The 13,583-nt window shown below is 68.1% G+C and carries 12 protein-coding genes and 1 pseudogene; 8 read left to right on the top strand and 5 right to left on the bottom strand.

Annotated features, from left to right (window positions below; translation table 11 throughout):
• Positions 1-27: 27 nt before the first annotated feature.
• From G8O29_RS12515 to betI, 3 genes are all read right to left on the bottom strand, one after another.
• Positions 28-264: an HP1242/YdcH family protein gene (locus tag G8O29_RS12515; RefSeq protein ID WP_166403577.1), complete on the bottom strand. Its 237-nt coding sequence runs from the start codon at positions 262-264 to the stop codon at positions 28-30.
• A 71-nt stretch (positions 265-335) separates the two neighbouring features.
• On the bottom strand, positions 336-1,985 hold the full coding sequence (gene betA, locus G8O29_RS12510; RefSeq protein ID WP_166403668.1) for a choline dehydrogenase: 1,650 nt from the start codon (positions 1,983-1,985) through the stop codon (positions 336-338).
• Positions 1,985-2,569 carry a choline-binding transcriptional repressor BetI gene (gene betI / locus G8O29_RS12505; protein WP_207623805.1) on the bottom strand — a complete coding sequence of 195 codons (585 nt, stop codon included), beginning with the start codon at positions 2,567-2,569 and terminating at the stop codon, positions 1,985-1,987. The genes betA and betI overlap by 1 nt, the downstream gene beginning before the upstream one ends.
• Before the next feature lie 89 nt (positions 2,570-2,658).
• Here betI and choX point away from each other — a divergent pair, with 89 nt between their 5' ends.
• From choX to choV, 3 genes are all read left to right on the top strand, one after another.
• Complete coding sequence (gene choX / locus G8O29_RS12500; RefSeq protein ID WP_166403576.1) at positions 2,659-3,588, top strand: choline ABC transporter substrate-binding protein; 930 nt, start codon at positions 2,659-2,661, stop codon at positions 3,586-3,588.
• A 64-nt stretch (positions 3,589-3,652) separates the two neighbouring features.
• Positions 3,653-4,504 carry a choline ABC transporter permease subunit gene (gene choW, locus G8O29_RS12495; protein ID WP_367890174.1) on the top strand — a complete coding sequence of 284 codons (852 nt, stop codon included), beginning with the start codon at positions 3,653-3,655 and terminating at the stop codon, positions 4,502-4,504.
• Positions 4,501-5,529, top strand: coding sequence for a choline ABC transporter ATP-binding protein (choV, locus tag G8O29_RS12490; RefSeq protein WP_166403575.1), 1,029 nt, complete (start codon positions 4,501-4,503; stop codon positions 5,527-5,529). The genes choW and choV overlap by 4 nt, the downstream gene beginning before the upstream one ends.
• Positions 5,530-5,762: 233 nt before the next feature.
• On the opposite strand, the gene topA is transcribed toward choV, so the two are convergent.
• Both topA and dprA read right to left on the bottom strand, forming a co-directional pair.
• On the bottom strand, positions 5,763-8,357 hold the full coding sequence (gene topA / locus G8O29_RS12485; protein WP_166403574.1) for a type I DNA topoisomerase: 2,595 nt from the start codon (positions 8,355-8,357) through the stop codon (positions 5,763-5,765).
• 180 nt (positions 8,358-8,537) lie between these two features.
• Positions 8,538-9,689 (bottom strand): DNA-processing protein DprA, encoded by a 1,152-nt coding sequence (gene dprA / locus G8O29_RS12480; protein WP_242679106.1) that lies wholly within the window; start codon positions 9,687-9,689, stop codon positions 8,538-8,540.
• A gap of 177 nt (positions 9,690-9,866) precedes the next feature.
• Between dprA and G8O29_RS12475 the strand changes: the two genes are divergently transcribed.
• The 5 genes and pseudogenes from G8O29_RS12475 to G8O29_RS12455 all read left to right on the top strand — a co-directional run bounded on the left by G8O29_RS12475 (position 9,867) and on the right by G8O29_RS12455 (position 13,574).
• Positions 9,867-11,144, top strand: coding sequence for a 4-aminobutyrate--2-oxoglutarate transaminase (locus G8O29_RS12475; protein WP_166403664.1), 1,278 nt, complete (start codon positions 9,867-9,869; stop codon positions 11,142-11,144).
• 197 nt (positions 11,145-11,341) lie between these two features.
• Positions 11,342-11,536 (top strand): annotated as a pseudogene (locus tag G8O29_RS18885) (glycine zipper 2TM domain-containing protein); the annotation flags it as partial.
• 162 nt (positions 11,537-11,698) lie between these two features.
• Positions 11,699-12,430: an energy-coupling factor ABC transporter ATP-binding protein gene (locus tag G8O29_RS12465; RefSeq protein WP_166403573.1), complete on the top strand. Its 732-nt coding sequence runs from the start codon at positions 11,699-11,701 to the stop codon at positions 12,428-12,430.
• On the top strand, positions 12,405-13,001 hold the full coding sequence (locus tag G8O29_RS12460) for an energy-coupling factor transporter transmembrane component T (RefSeq protein WP_166403572.1): 597 nt from the start codon (positions 12,405-12,407) through the stop codon (positions 12,999-13,001). Before G8O29_RS12465 ends, G8O29_RS12460 begins: the two co-directional genes overlap by 26 nt.
• A 30-nt stretch (positions 13,002-13,031) precedes the next feature.
• A complete protein-coding gene (locus G8O29_RS12455) occupies positions 13,032-13,574 on the top strand; it encodes a biotin transporter BioY (RefSeq protein ID WP_166403571.1) in 543 nt (180 codons plus the stop codon).
• Positions 13,575-13,583: the final 9 nt, after the last annotated feature.

Here is a 13,583-nt window from a genome sequence, read left to right as displayed (position 1 = left end):
CGCTACAGCGCACCATCCGACGGTGCGCTACTTCCGCAACGCCGCCGCGATCTGGTCCTTCAGCCGCGACCGCACCTTGCGCAGCGTCTCTTCCTCCTCCTCGGTCAGCAGGTCCAGCCGCGTTTCCGCCCGGTGCACCTTGTCGTTGACCACGTCATATTCGATCAACAGATTGGCGAAATGCGCGTCCGTTGCTTTCAACGCACTGATCTTCTGCGCATCGCCCGGAAATTCCTCGTGCAGCCTGTGCGGGGTGTTCGACATCGGTTTCTCCTTCTTGACTGTCCCTGCCAGTCTGGAACACCCCGCACCCCGCCGCCTTGACCGGGATCAAGCTAGCGCTGCGACACCCGCCAGTTCGGGTTGATCCAGGGCTCCAGGTTCGAGGCCGGCAAGGGCGTCCGCCCCAGGATATGATCTGCCGCCTTCTCGCCGGTCATGATCGATGGCGCGTTCAGGTTGCCGTTGGTGATCTGCGGGAAGATCGACGAATCGGCCACCCGCAGCCCTTCGACCCCGATGACCCGGCATTCGGGATCGACCACCGCCATCGGGTCGGACGCCCGCCCCATCCGGCAGGTGCCGCAGGGGTGATAGGCGCTTTCGACATGCTCGCGCAGGAAGTCGTCCAGTTCGATGTCGTTCTGCACCCTGGGTCCGGGCTGCAACTCGGCTTTCAGATAGGGCTTGAACGCCTCCTGCCCGAAGATCTCGCGCGTGAGGCGGATGCAGGTGCGGAAGTCCTCCCAGTCGTCGGGATGGGACATGTAGTTGAACCGGATCACCGGCGCGTCCGCGGGATTGCCCGACCGCAGCGTGACCGAGCCGCGCGACTTCGACCGCATCGGCCCGACATGGGCCTGAAAGCCGTGGCCCTCGGCCACCGCCTTGCCGTCATAGCGCACGGCGATGGGCAGGAAGTGATACTGGATGTCGGGGTATTCCACCCCGGCCTTCGACCGGATGAAGGCGCAGGCCTCGAACTGGTTCGAGGCACCCGGCCCCGACCGGCTGAGAAGCCATTGCGCGCCCACCCAGGCCTTGCCCCAGAGATTCCAGTATTTGTAAAGGGTTATCGGCTGGCTGGCCGAGAACTGCATGTAGATTTCCAGATGGTCCTGAAGATTGGCCCCCACGCCCGGGCGGTCGGCGACGACCTCGATCCCGTGTTCCTTCAGATGCGCGGCCGGGCCGATCCCCGACAGCATCAGAAGCTTCGGGCTGTTGATCGACGAGGCCGCCAGGATGACCTCGCGCCCCGCCCGCACCACCTGACGCCCGGCGCGGGTATCGACCTCGACCCCCACTGCGCGGCGGCCCTCCATCACCACGCGGCGCGCGAGGCCGCGTAGGACCTGCACCTTGCCGGTCTTCAGTGCGGGCTTCAGATAGGCATTCGCCGCCGACCAGCGTCGCCCCTTGTGGATCGTCGCCTCGAAGGGGCCGAAGCCCTCCTGCTGCTGGCCGTTGTAATCCGCCGTCACGGGGTATCCCGCCTGCCGCCCGGCCTCGATGAAGGCGTCGAACAGCGGGTTTTCCCGCTTGCCGCGGGTGACATGCAGCGGCCCGTCCGTGCCCCGGAACTCCGGCCCCGACCCGCCGTGCGCGGTTTCCATCCGTTTGAAATAGGGCAGCACGTCGGCATAGGACCAGCCGTCCGCCCCCATCTCGGCCCAGGTGTCGAAATCGCGCGCGTGGCCCCGGACATAGACCATCCCGTTGATCGAGGACGACCCCCCGATCACCTTCCCCCGCGGCGTCGCCAGCACCCGCCCGCCCAGATGCGGCTCGGGCTCCGTGGCGAATCCCCAGTCGTAGATGCCCATGTTCATCGGATAGCTCAGCGCGCCCGGCATCTGGATGAAGGGCCCCGCGTCCGACCCGCCATGCTCGATCACCGTCACCCGCTTGCCCGCCTCGGCCAGCCGATAGGCCATCGCACAGCCCGCCGACCCGGCCCCCACGATCACGTATTCCGCCTGCATCATTCCGCACCCCGCATCAGTTCCGCCTCAAGGTGACGCAAGGCCAGCGCCACCGCCGCCGCCCCGTCCGGCGGCCCCGATTTCAGCACCTCGCGCAGGTAAAGCCCGTCGATCAGCGCCCCCAGCGATTCGGCGATGGCCGGCGCCCGGTCACCTGCCAGCGGCCGCAGCGCCGCCACCAGATTCGACCTGAGCCGCCCCTGATAGACCGCCAAGAGCCGCTTGGCATCGGGCACGGACTGCGCCAGGACCCAGAAGTTCAGCCAGGCGCTCACCGCCTCGCGCCGGAAGTTGCCGGGGCTGAACGAGGCGCTCAGAATCGCCCGGATCCGCCCCTCCGGCCCCTGCGCCGCCGCCAGCGCACCACGCACCTCCGCGCCATACAGCGTCAGGATATGGCGCATCGCGGCCAGGAACATCTCTTCCTTCGACCCGAAGTAATGATGCGCCAGCGCGCTCGACATCCCCGCCCGCTTGGCGATCTGGCTGACCGTCACGTCCAGCGATCCCACCCTGCCGATCTCGACAATGGTGGCTTTCACCAAGGCTTCCTTGCGGATAGGCTCCATTCCAAGCTTCGGCATGTCGGTGCGGCCCCAGAAAACTCTTGCCAAACCGAATAAGGGCGAAGTTTATTGACTCGTCAATCAACAAAAAACGTCAGGGAGCTCCCATGTCCATCCGTTCCACCCTCCTGACCGGTGCCGTGACCTTTGCGCTGGCCGGGTCCGCCTTCGCCGAGGGCTGCGACAAGATCGTCTTCTCGGACGTCGGCTGGACCGACATCACCGCCACCACCGCCGCGACGACGCTGGTGCTCGAGGCACTCGGCTACCAGACCGAGACCAAAATCCTCTCCGTCCCCGTGACCTACGCGGGTCTGGCCGAGGGCGACATCGACGTGTTCCTCGGCAACTGGATGCCGACGATGGAGGGCGACATCGCCTCCTACCGCGAGGCCGGCACGGTCGAGACCGTCCGCACCAACCTGGAAGGCGCGAAATACACGCTGGCCACCAACGAACACGGCGCGGCGCTGGGGATCAGCGATTTCGCCAACATCAAGGACCATGCAGCGGCGCTGGAAAACCGCATCTACGGGATCGAGGCCGGCAATGACGGCAACCGGCTGATCCTTGACATGATCGCCGCCGACCAGTTCGGCCTCGGCAGCTTCGAGCTGGTCGAAAGCAGCGAACAGGGCATGCTCGCCGAGGTGGAGCGCAAGACCAGCGCGGGCAAGCCCATCGTCTTCCTCGGCTGGGAACCGCACCCGATGAACGCGAACTTCAAGCTGACCTACCTGTCGGGCGGCGACGAGGTGTTCGGCCCCGACTTCGGCGGCGCCATCGTGGCGACGAACACCCGCAAGGGCTATGTCGCCGAATGCCCCAATACCGGCAAGTTCCTGCAAAACCTCAGCTTCTCGCTCCAGATGGAGAATGAGATCATGGGCGCGATCCTGAACGACGGCACCGACCCGCGCGAGGCCGCCAAGGCCTGGCTCGCGGCCAATCCGGCGACCTGGGAGGCCTGGCTGGACGGCGTGACCACGAGGGACGGCGGCGACGCCAAGGCGGCCGTCGCGGCGGCGCTGCAATAGGCTTCGGCAGGCCGGGGCTCAACCCGGCCGCCGCTTTCGACCCGGCTGAACGGGGGGGACCGACGTGGACTGGCTGCAAACCACCTTTCCGTGGCTTTTCCAGAAGATTCCGGTGGGCTGGGCGGCCAAACAGGCCGTGGACTGGCTGAAAGCCAATGCGCGCCCGCTGTTCGACGGGATCAGCGATGCCTTCGGCTGGCTCATCAACGCCACGCTGTCGCTGATCCAGTGGCCGCATCCGCTGATCGTCGTGGCGCTGTTCGTCGCGCTGACCTGGGTGCTGCAAAGGTCCTGGAAAACCTGCCTTCTGGTGCTTCTGGGTTTCCTCTACATCCTGAACCAGGGCTACTGGAAGGCCACCACGGAAAGCCTCGTCCTGCTGTTCTATTCCTGCCTGATCTGCATGGCGATCGGGGTGCCCATCGGCATCGCCGCCGCGCACCGGCCCCGGCTTTACGCCGCGATGTCGCCGATCCTCGACCTGATGCAGACCCTGCCCACCTTCGTCTATCTGATCCCCGCCGTGGTCTTCTTCGGCCTTGGCATGGTGCCGGGCCTGCTGGCCACGGTGATCTTCGTCGTCCCCGCGCCGATCCGGCTCACCTACCTTGGCATCTCGGCCACGCCCACGGCGCTGATCGAGGCCGCAACCGCCTTTGGCGCCACGCCCCGACAGAAGCTGTGGAAGGTGGAACTGCCCTATGCCCTGCCGCAGATCATGGCGGGGCTGACGCAGACCATCATGCTGTCGCTGTCGATGGTGGTCATCGCCGCCATGGTGGGCGCCAACGGCCTGGGCATCCCCGTGGTGCGGGCGCTGGGGCAGAACAATTCCGCGCTCGGGTTCGAATCGGGCATGGTGATCGTCGTGGTGGCGATCATGCTGGACCGCATGCTGAGGGTGGCGCGCAAATGACCAATGCCGTCGAGTTCGACCGCGTTTCCATCGTCTTCGGCGACCGGCCCGACACCGCCCTGCCGCTGATGGATCAGGGCAAGTCGCGGGCCGAGGTGCAGCAGGCCACCGGCCAGGTGCTGGGGGTGCACGACTGCACGCTCTCGGTGGCCGAGGGCGAGATCCTGGTGCTGATGGGGCTGTCGGGCAGCGGCAAGTCCACGCTTCTGCGCGGGGTCAATGCGCTGAACCCCGTGGTCAGGGGCGAGGTGCGGGTGCTGGACGGCGACCGCATGGTCTCGGTGACGAAGGCCGACCCGGCGACGCTCCGCCGCCTGCGCGCGACGCGCGTCGCCATGGTGTTCCAGCAGTTCGGCCTGCTGCCCTGGCGCACGGTGCGCGAAAACGTGGGCCTGGGGCTGGAGCTTGCCGGCATCCCCCCCGCCCAGCGCCGCCCCCGCGTCGATGCCCAGCTGGAGCTGGTGAACCTGTCGCAATGGGCCGACCGCAAGGTGGGCGACCTCTCGGGCGGGATGCAGCAGCGTGTGGGCCTGGCCCGCGCCTTCGTGACCGAAGCGCCGATCCTGCTGATGGACGAACCGTTCAGCGCGCTTGACCCGCTGATCCGGTCGAAGTTGCAGGACGAGCTTCTGGACCTGCAACAGAAGCTGAAGCGCACCATCGTCTTCGTCAGCCACGACCTCGACGAGGCCTTCAAGATCGGCAACCGCATCGCGCTGATGGAGGGCGGGCGGATCGTCCAGTGCGGCACCGCGCGCGAGATCATCGCGAACCCGGTTTCGGACTATGTGGCCGATTTCGTCGCGCACATGAACCCGCTCGGGGTGCTCACCGCCCGCGACGTGATGGAGGCCGGTGAAGCCTCGGCCCATGCCCGCGCGCTGGATGCCGAAACGCCTGTGAAGGACATCATGGACCTGATGGCGCAGGGCGTGGCCGAACTGGTGGTGACGGAAAACGGCCGCAACCTCGGGATGGTTCGGACGGCGGGGCTGATCGCCAAGCTCATCAACCCGCGCGGCTGACGGACACCGGGGGCAAAAGTTTTCGAAAACTTTTGCCAAGACTTTTCGAAAAGTCTTGGCCCGCCGAACGGGAGGGACCCCTGCGTCCTCATCGGTACGCCACCCCAGAGAGGAGAGCGCGAACTGCGCGACGAGCCGCCCCGAAATGCCGTGCCAAAAGGTTAAGCCCGGGTAAAGGCCCGCAACCAACCTCTTGATTTCATTGGGCTGGAAAATGGCGCCGCGCGCGGCGCTTACTCTGCCTTGGCCGCCTGCTTCTTCGGAGCCGCCTTCTTCACCCCCGCCTTCGCTGGGGCCTTCTTCGCCGCAGGCTTGGCCGCCGCCTTCTTCGGGACCGCCTTCTTCTTCCCCCCCGCCTTCCCCGCCTTCTCGGCGATCAGGGCCAGCGCCTCCTCCAGCGTGACCGCCTCCGGCTCCACCCCCTTCGGCAGCGTCGCGTTGACCTTCTCCCACTTCACATAGGGCCCGTAGCGACCCGGCATCACCTGGACCTCGCCGCCGTCCGGATGCGCCCCCAGCACCTTCAGCGGCCCCGCAGGGGCGGCCCTGCCCCGGCCCCGGCTCGCCTTCTGGGCCAGCACTTCCACCGCCCGGTTCATCCCGATGGTGAAGACCTCCTCGACCTCCGGCAGGTTCGCATAGACCGAGCCATGCTTCACATAGGGCCCGAACCGCCCGATCCCCGCCTCGACCGGCACGCCATCCTCGGGATGCCTGCCAACCTCGCGCGGCAGCGACAGCAGCGCCAGCGCCCGCTCCAAAGTCAGCCCATCGGGAGTCCACCCCTTCGGCAGGCTCGCCCGGTCCGGTTTCGGATTGGTCTCGCTGGCCTCGCCCCGCTGGACGTAGGGCCCGAACCGCCCCGCCCGCAGGCTGATCTCGTTGCCCGCCTCGTCCAGCCCCAGCACCCGCCCGTCCGAGGCCACGCTCTCGGCATCCCCCGCCAAAGGCCGCGTGTAGCGGCATTCCGGATAGTTGCCGCAGCCGATGAAGGCCCCGCCCGACCGCGCCGTCTTCAGATGCAGCCGCCCCGTCCCGCAGGTCGGGCAGATCCGGGGATCGCCGCCATCCGCCCGCGGCGGGTAAAGATGCGGGGCCAGGAACTCGTCCAGCTTCTCCAGCACCTCGCCGATGCGCAGGTCCGCCGTCTCGGCCACCGCCGCCGAAAAGTCGCGCCAGAAGCGGGCCAGCACGTCCTTGTAGTCGCGCTCTCCGGCCGAGACATCGTCCAGCTGCGCCTCAAGATCGGCGGTGAAATCATACTCGACATAGCGCTTGAAGAAATTCGCCAGGAAGGCCGTCACCAGACGCCCCTTGTCCTCGGGGATCAGACGGTTCTTCTCCTTCCGCACATATTCCCGGTCAACGATCGTGGTCAGGATCGAGGCATAGGTGGACGGCCGCCCGATCCCCAACTCTTCCATCCGCTTGACCAGCGTCGCCTCGGTATAGCGCGGCGGGGGCTGGGTGAAATGCTGCTCCGGCGTCACCGCGCCCTTGTCCAGCGCCTCGCCCTGCATCACCTGCGGCAGGCGGCCCTCTTCGTCCTCCTCACCCTCCTGCCGGTCGTCGCGGCCCTGGTCATAGACCTTGAGATAGCCATCGAACAGCACCACCTGACCATTGGCCCGGAACCCCACCTGACCATCGGGCGAGGCCACGTCCACCGCCGTCCGCTCCAGCCGCGCGGCGGCCATCTGGCTGGCAATCGTCCGCTTCCAGATCAGGTCGTAGAGCTTGCGCTGATCCTCCTCGACCCGGATCTTCTCGGGACCGAGGGCCATGTCCGTCGGCCGGATGCATTCATGTGCTTCCTGAGCATTCTTGGCCTTGTTCTTGTACATCCTGGGAGATTCCGGAACATAGGCCTCGCCGAACCGCCGCCTGATCTCGTCGCGGGCGGCCATCACCGCCTCGGGCGCCATGTCGATCCCGTCGGTCCGCATGTAGGTGATATAGCCCGCCTCATACAGCCGCTGTGCCGCGTTCATGCACTGCTTGGCGCCCATGCCGTATTTGCGGCTGGCCTCCTGTTGCAGGGTCGAGGTCATGAAGGGCGGCCAGGGATTGCGGGTGGCAGGTTTCGATTCCACCGCCAGAACCTTGAAGTCGCGCGATTTCGCGGCCTGGACGGCCAGTTCGGCAGCGGTGGCGGTCGGGATGTCGAACTTGGTCAGCTTCCTGCCGCCCAGAGTGACCATCCCGGCCTCGAACTCCTGCCCGCGCGGGGTGCGGAACACGGCCTTCACCGTCCAGTATTCCTGGGCCTTGAAGGCCTCGATCTCCATCTCGCGCTCGACGATCAGCCGCAGGCAGACCGATTGCACCCGGCCCGCCGATTTCGCGCCCGGCAGCTTGCGCCACAGGACCGGCGACAGGGTGAAGCCCACCAGATAGTCCAGCGCGCGACGGGCGAGATAGGCCTCGACCAGCGGTGTGTCGATGTCGCGCGGTTCCTTCATCGCCTTGGTCACGGCGTCCTTGGTGATGGCGTTGAAGGTGACGCGGGCGACCTTCTTGCCTTTCTTCAGGCTGCCTTGCAGGGCCTCCTTCAGGTGCCAGCTGATCGCCTCGCCCTCGCGGTCGGGGTCGGTCGCAAGGATCAGCGTGTCGTCGGACTTCAGCGCCTCGGCGATGGCGCGGACGTGTTTCTTCGATTCGGGGGCGACTTCCCACAGCATGTCGAAGCCATGTTCGGGATCGACCGAGCCATCCTTCGCCGGCAGGTCACGGACATGGCCGTAAGAGGCGAGAACCGTGAAGTCGGGGCCGAGATATTTGTTGATTGTCTTGGCCTTGGCTGGGGATTCGACGACGACGACTGGCATGTGTTTCCCAACGCTCCAAGGCCCCACGGACGGCGCGGCACCATGTGGGTGTCGCGGCAGACTTGTCAACCGGGGGGGGGCAAACGGACGCTCGTCGCTTCCGTTCGGTCGCTCCTCGCCGGCGGATGCCAGAGCGAAGATCGACCGCAGGGGAGGGGTGAGCGGCGCCTGGCGGTGCGGTCAGTCCACCCGCGCCAGCAGCCCGCCCGGCTGACGGGCAATGCGGCCTTCGAGTTCCAGGCTCAGCAGTTCGGGCGCAAGCTGGGCCGAGGTGACCTTCAGATCGCGCAGCAGCTGATCCTCGGCCAGCGGGCTGGGGCCAAGCCGGTTCAGGATCATGGAATGCAGCAGCGCCACATCCTTCAGCGGGCGCTGCGGCGCCTCCGGCCCGGGCAGGGGCGCAAGCTGCATGACCGGTTCGGGCCGCGCATCGGTCGGGGCGCCCAGCGCCTCCAGCACGTCCTGCGGACCGCGCACCAGAAGCGCCCCGTCGCGGATGAGCCCGTTGCAGCCCGAGGCGCGGGCATCGAACGGGTGGCCGGGCACCGCCATCACCTCGCGCCCATAGTCGAGCGCCGCCTTCGCGGTGATGAGACTGCCGGATTTCGACGCCGCCTCGACCACGACAACGGCACGCGACAGGCCCGCGACGATGCGGTTGCGCAGGGGGAAGTGGCGGGCCTGAGGCTCCAGCCCCGGCGGGTGTTCGCTGATCCGGCAGCCCCTTTCGTCGATCAGGCGGGCAAGGCCGTCGTTTTCCGCCGGGTAGATCACGTCGATCCCGCCGGCCATCACCGCGACCGTTCGCCCTTCGCCCTCCAGCGCAGCCTCATGCGCGGCGGTGTCGATGCCGCGGGCGAGACCCGAGACCACCGTGAACCCGGCCTCGGACAGGCCCTGCCCCAGCCTGCGCGCCATGCGCATCCCCAGCGACGAGGCGTTGCGCGCGCCGACCATGCCGATGGCCGGGCGATGAAGCAGGGAAACGTCGCCCCTCACCCACAGGACCGGCGGCGCATCGGGGATGTCGGAAAGGGCGCGGGGATAGTCGGCCTCGCCATGAACCAGCAGCCGGGCGCCCGCAGCAAGCCCCTGGCGTTCCTCGGCCAGCACCACGCCCATCGGGCAGACCTCGTAATCCTCGACCCCGGCCGCGGCGGCGATTCCGGGCAGGGCCGCCAGCGCCGCCCGGGCCGAGCCGTGTTCGGCCATCAGCCGGTGCCAGGTCACCGCCCCCACGCGCCGCGACCGCGCCAGCCGCAGCCGGTCGCGCCGATCCTCGACCGTCAGGGCGCAAGAGTGGTTCGCAAGCTGACCATCCGCCATCGGCATCTCCGTCATGTCCGCTCTGGCCAGTCTGCGCCGGGGAAGGTTAAGGAATGCTGAACGTGATCCGGATCTCCGGTCACAAGCATTGCAGTTGGCGCGGATATTTGATCAAATGGCGGCAAGGCCCCGAGGTCCGAGTCCGGTCTTTGCGGGTGACATGCCTTCTGGAGAGCGATGACCATGCTGAACGCCGAAGTTGCCAAGCGCCGCGACGATGCCATCTCGCGCGGGGTGGGGATGATGACGCAGATCTACGCGGATCGGGCGCTGAACGCCGAGGTCTGGGACATCGAGGGCAACCGCTACATCGACTTCGCCGCCGGGATCGCGGTGGTGAACACCGGGCATTGCCACCCGAAGGTGATGGCCGCCGTGGCCGACCAGATGAGCCGCTTCACCCACACCTGCCATCAGGTGATGCCCTACGAGAACTACATCCGGCTGGCCGAGCGTCTGAACGAGAAGGTGCCGGGGACCTTCAAGAAGAAGACGATCTTCGTGACCACCGGCGCCGAGGCCTGCGAGAACGCGATCAAGATCGCCCGCATCGCCACGGGCCGCAACGCCGTCATCGCCTTCGGCGGCGGCTTCCACGGCCGGACCTTCATGGGCATGTCGCTGACCGGCAAGGTGGAGCCCTACAAGAAGGGTTTCGGCGCGATGATGCCGGATGTCTTCCACGTCCCCTTCCCGATGGAGCCGCACGGGATTTCGACGAAGGACGCGATGGCAGGGATCGAAAAGCTGTTCAAGGCCGACCTCGACCCGGCCCGGGTGGCCGCGATCATCTTCGAACCCGTGCAGGGCGAAGGCGGGTTCTACCCCGCACCGACCGACCTCGTGAAGGCGATCCGGAGCTTGTGCGACCAGCACGGAATCGTGATGATCGCCGACGAGGTGCAGACCGGCTTTGCCCGCACCGGCCACCTCTTCGCGATGGAGATGCACGGGGTGGCGGCCGATCTGACCACCATGGCCAAGGGGCTGGCGGGCGGGCTGCCTCTGGCCGCCGTTACCGGCCGGGCGGAGCTGATGGATGCCGCCAACCCCGGCGGCCTGGGCGGCACCTATGCCGGCAACCCCCTGGGGATCGCTGCCGCCAATGCCGTGCTGGACGTGATCGAGGAGGAAGACCTCTGCGCCCGCGCCAACGAACTTGGCAGCCGGCTGAAACAGCGGCTCGAGGCCCTGCGCGCCACCACGCCCGAGATCATCGACATCCGCGGCCCCGGCTTCATGGTCGCGGTCGAATTCGGCAAGCCGGGCACGAAGGAACCCGATGCGGGCTTCACCGGCCGCGTGCGGGCAGAGGCGCAGAAGCGTGGCCTGATCCTCTTGACCTGCGGCGTCTATGGCAACGTGATCCGCTTCCTCGCCCCGATCACCATCCCCGACGCCCATTTCGCCGAGGCGATGGAGATCCTCGAGGCCTCCGTCGCCGCCGCGCGCGCGGGCTGAGCCGCGCCGACCGAGGCAACAGCCGGTCGGTCGGAATCCGCCCAGGTGGCGGGCGATGCACGAAAAGTGGAACCATCGGCCCGCCAAGGCGTTATCATCCCGCCGCAGACTCACCTATCGGAGCCACAGAATGACCCGTTCCTTCCTGATCCTTCCCCTGTTCCTGGCCGGGCTGGCCGCGCACCCCCGCCGAACAGAACGCCGCCATCGGCGCCCTTGGCGGGGCGGCGGTCGGGGCCGCCGTCTCTTCGGACAAGGACCGCGAGAAGGGCGCCGTGGTCGGCGCGATTGTCGGCGTCGCCGCCTCGCAGCTGATCGGCCCGGCGCCGCAGCGCGGCAAGTGCTATTACCGCGACCAGTACGGCAACCGCTTCATCGCCGACTGCCGTTAAGCCATCCGGCGCCCCGGTCTCCGGGTCGGGCCATGGCGGGCCCCGGGTCGGCAACGGCCTGGGGTTTGTCATGGCCCGCAGCGACCCCTTCGCCCGCAGCGCCCCCTTCCGCAGGCGCGGAACTGCGGCTAGAAGGGCCGCCAGTTCACCGCAGGGCCGCCCATGCCTGACCCCTCTTCCGGGATCGAGATCGCCTCGGCCAGCGTCCGCCTGGGCGACCGCGCCGTCCTGCGGGGGCTGAACCTGCGCCTGACGGAACGGCGGATCGGCGTTCTGGGCCGGAACGGCTCGGGCAAGACCACGCTTCTGCGCCTGATCGCCGGGCTGATCGCGCCGGACAGCGGCACGGTGCGGGTGGACGGCTTCGACCCCTTTGCCGACCGCCGCGCCGCGGTGGCGGCGCTTGGCATCCTGTTCCAGAACCCCGACCACCAGATCCTCTTTCCCACCGTCGAAGAGGAACTGGCCTTCGGCCTCGCCCAGCAGGGCCTGCCCCAGGCCAGGGCGCTGGCCCGCGCCCGCGAGATCCTTCAGGCCGAGGGGCGCACCCATTGGGCCAGCGCGCCGGTCTCGACGCTCAGCCAGGGCCAGCGGCACTATCTCTGCCTTCTGTCGGTCCTGCTGATGGAACCGCGCACGATCCTCCTGGACGAGCCGCTTGCCGGGCTTGACCTGCCGACACAGGCGCGGCTCGCGCGGCGCTTTGCCGCCCTGCCGCAGCGCCTGGTGACGATCACCCACGACCCCGCCAGCCTTCAGACCTGCGACCGCCTCCTCTGGCTCGAGGCCGGGCAGATCGTGGCCGACGGCCCCCCGCAGACGGTCATCCCCGCCTTCACCGCCGAAATGGCCCGGATCGGAGCCCAGGATGCTGACGCTGACCTCGCCGGTTGAGACCTGGGCGCACCGCTGGCCTGCCGGGCCGAAGCTGGCCCTGCTGGCCCTGGCGACGACGGGGCTTCTGCTTCTGTCCGCGCCGGTCCTGCTGGCCGGGGCGGCGCTGGCCACGGCCGGGCTCTACATGACCGCAGGCAGAGGCTTCGCTCGCACCGGGGCGCGGCTGCTCTGGCCGCTCTGGCCCTTCGTGCTGGTGGTCGGCCTCTGGCACCTCTGGACCGCCGACCTGACCGGCGGGGCGGCCATCCTGTTGCGGATGCTGACGGCGGTGGCGCTGGCGAACTTCGTCACCATGACCACCCGCCTGTCCGACATGCTGGCGGTCTTTCAAGGGCTGGCGCGGCCGCTCTCGCCGCTTCTGCCGCCGCGTCGGCTGGCGCTGGCCTTCGCGCTGGTGATCCGCTTCATCCCGGTGATGCTCCAGCGCATGGCCCAGATCGAGGCCAGCTGGCGCGCCCGGTCGCCCCGCCCGCCGCGCTGGCGGGTGCTGGTCCCGGGCGTTCTGGCCGCGCTGGACGATGCGGACCGGGTGGCCGAGGCCTTGCGCGCGCGCGGCGGGGCGGGCTAAACGGTCGCCAGTCACAACCACGGGGACATCATGGAACGCAACCTCACCCACATCGCCCTCTTCGCCGCCCTGATCGCCGTGCTGGGCCTGATCCCGAAGATCGACCTCGCGGCCGGCGTGCCGATCACCGCGCAGTCGCTGGGCATCATGCTCTGCGGCACGGTGCTGGGGGCGAAACGCGGGGCTCTGGCGGTGCTTCTGTTCCTGGCGCTGGTCGCGGCGGGCCTGCCACTTCTGTCGGGCGGGCGCGGCGGCATCGGCGTCTTTGCCGGACCCTCGGTCGGCTTCCTCATCGGCTTCCCGGTCGCGGCCTTCGTGACCGGCTGGCTGATGGAGCGCACCTCGCTGTCGCCCATGGTCGCGGCCACTGCGGCTTCGGTCATCGGCGGGATCGGCGTGCTGTATGTCTTTGGCATCATCGGCATGTCGGTCATGCTGGACAAGACCCTGGGCGAGGCCGCCTTCCTGTCGGCCGCCTTCCTGCCCGGCGATGCGGTCAAGGCCGTCATCGCGGGGCTGGTGACGCAAAGCCTGTCGCGGATGCGGCCGGCCTCTCTCCTGTCGCGCGCCTGATCTGCCGCG

The sequence above is a fragment of the Rhodobacter calidifons genome (assembly GCF_011174775.1).
Lineage (GTDB): Bacteria > Pseudomonadota > Alphaproteobacteria > Rhodobacterales > Rhodobacteraceae > Tabrizicola > Tabrizicola calidifons.
This window is presented reverse-complemented; position numbering and strand designations above follow the sequence as displayed.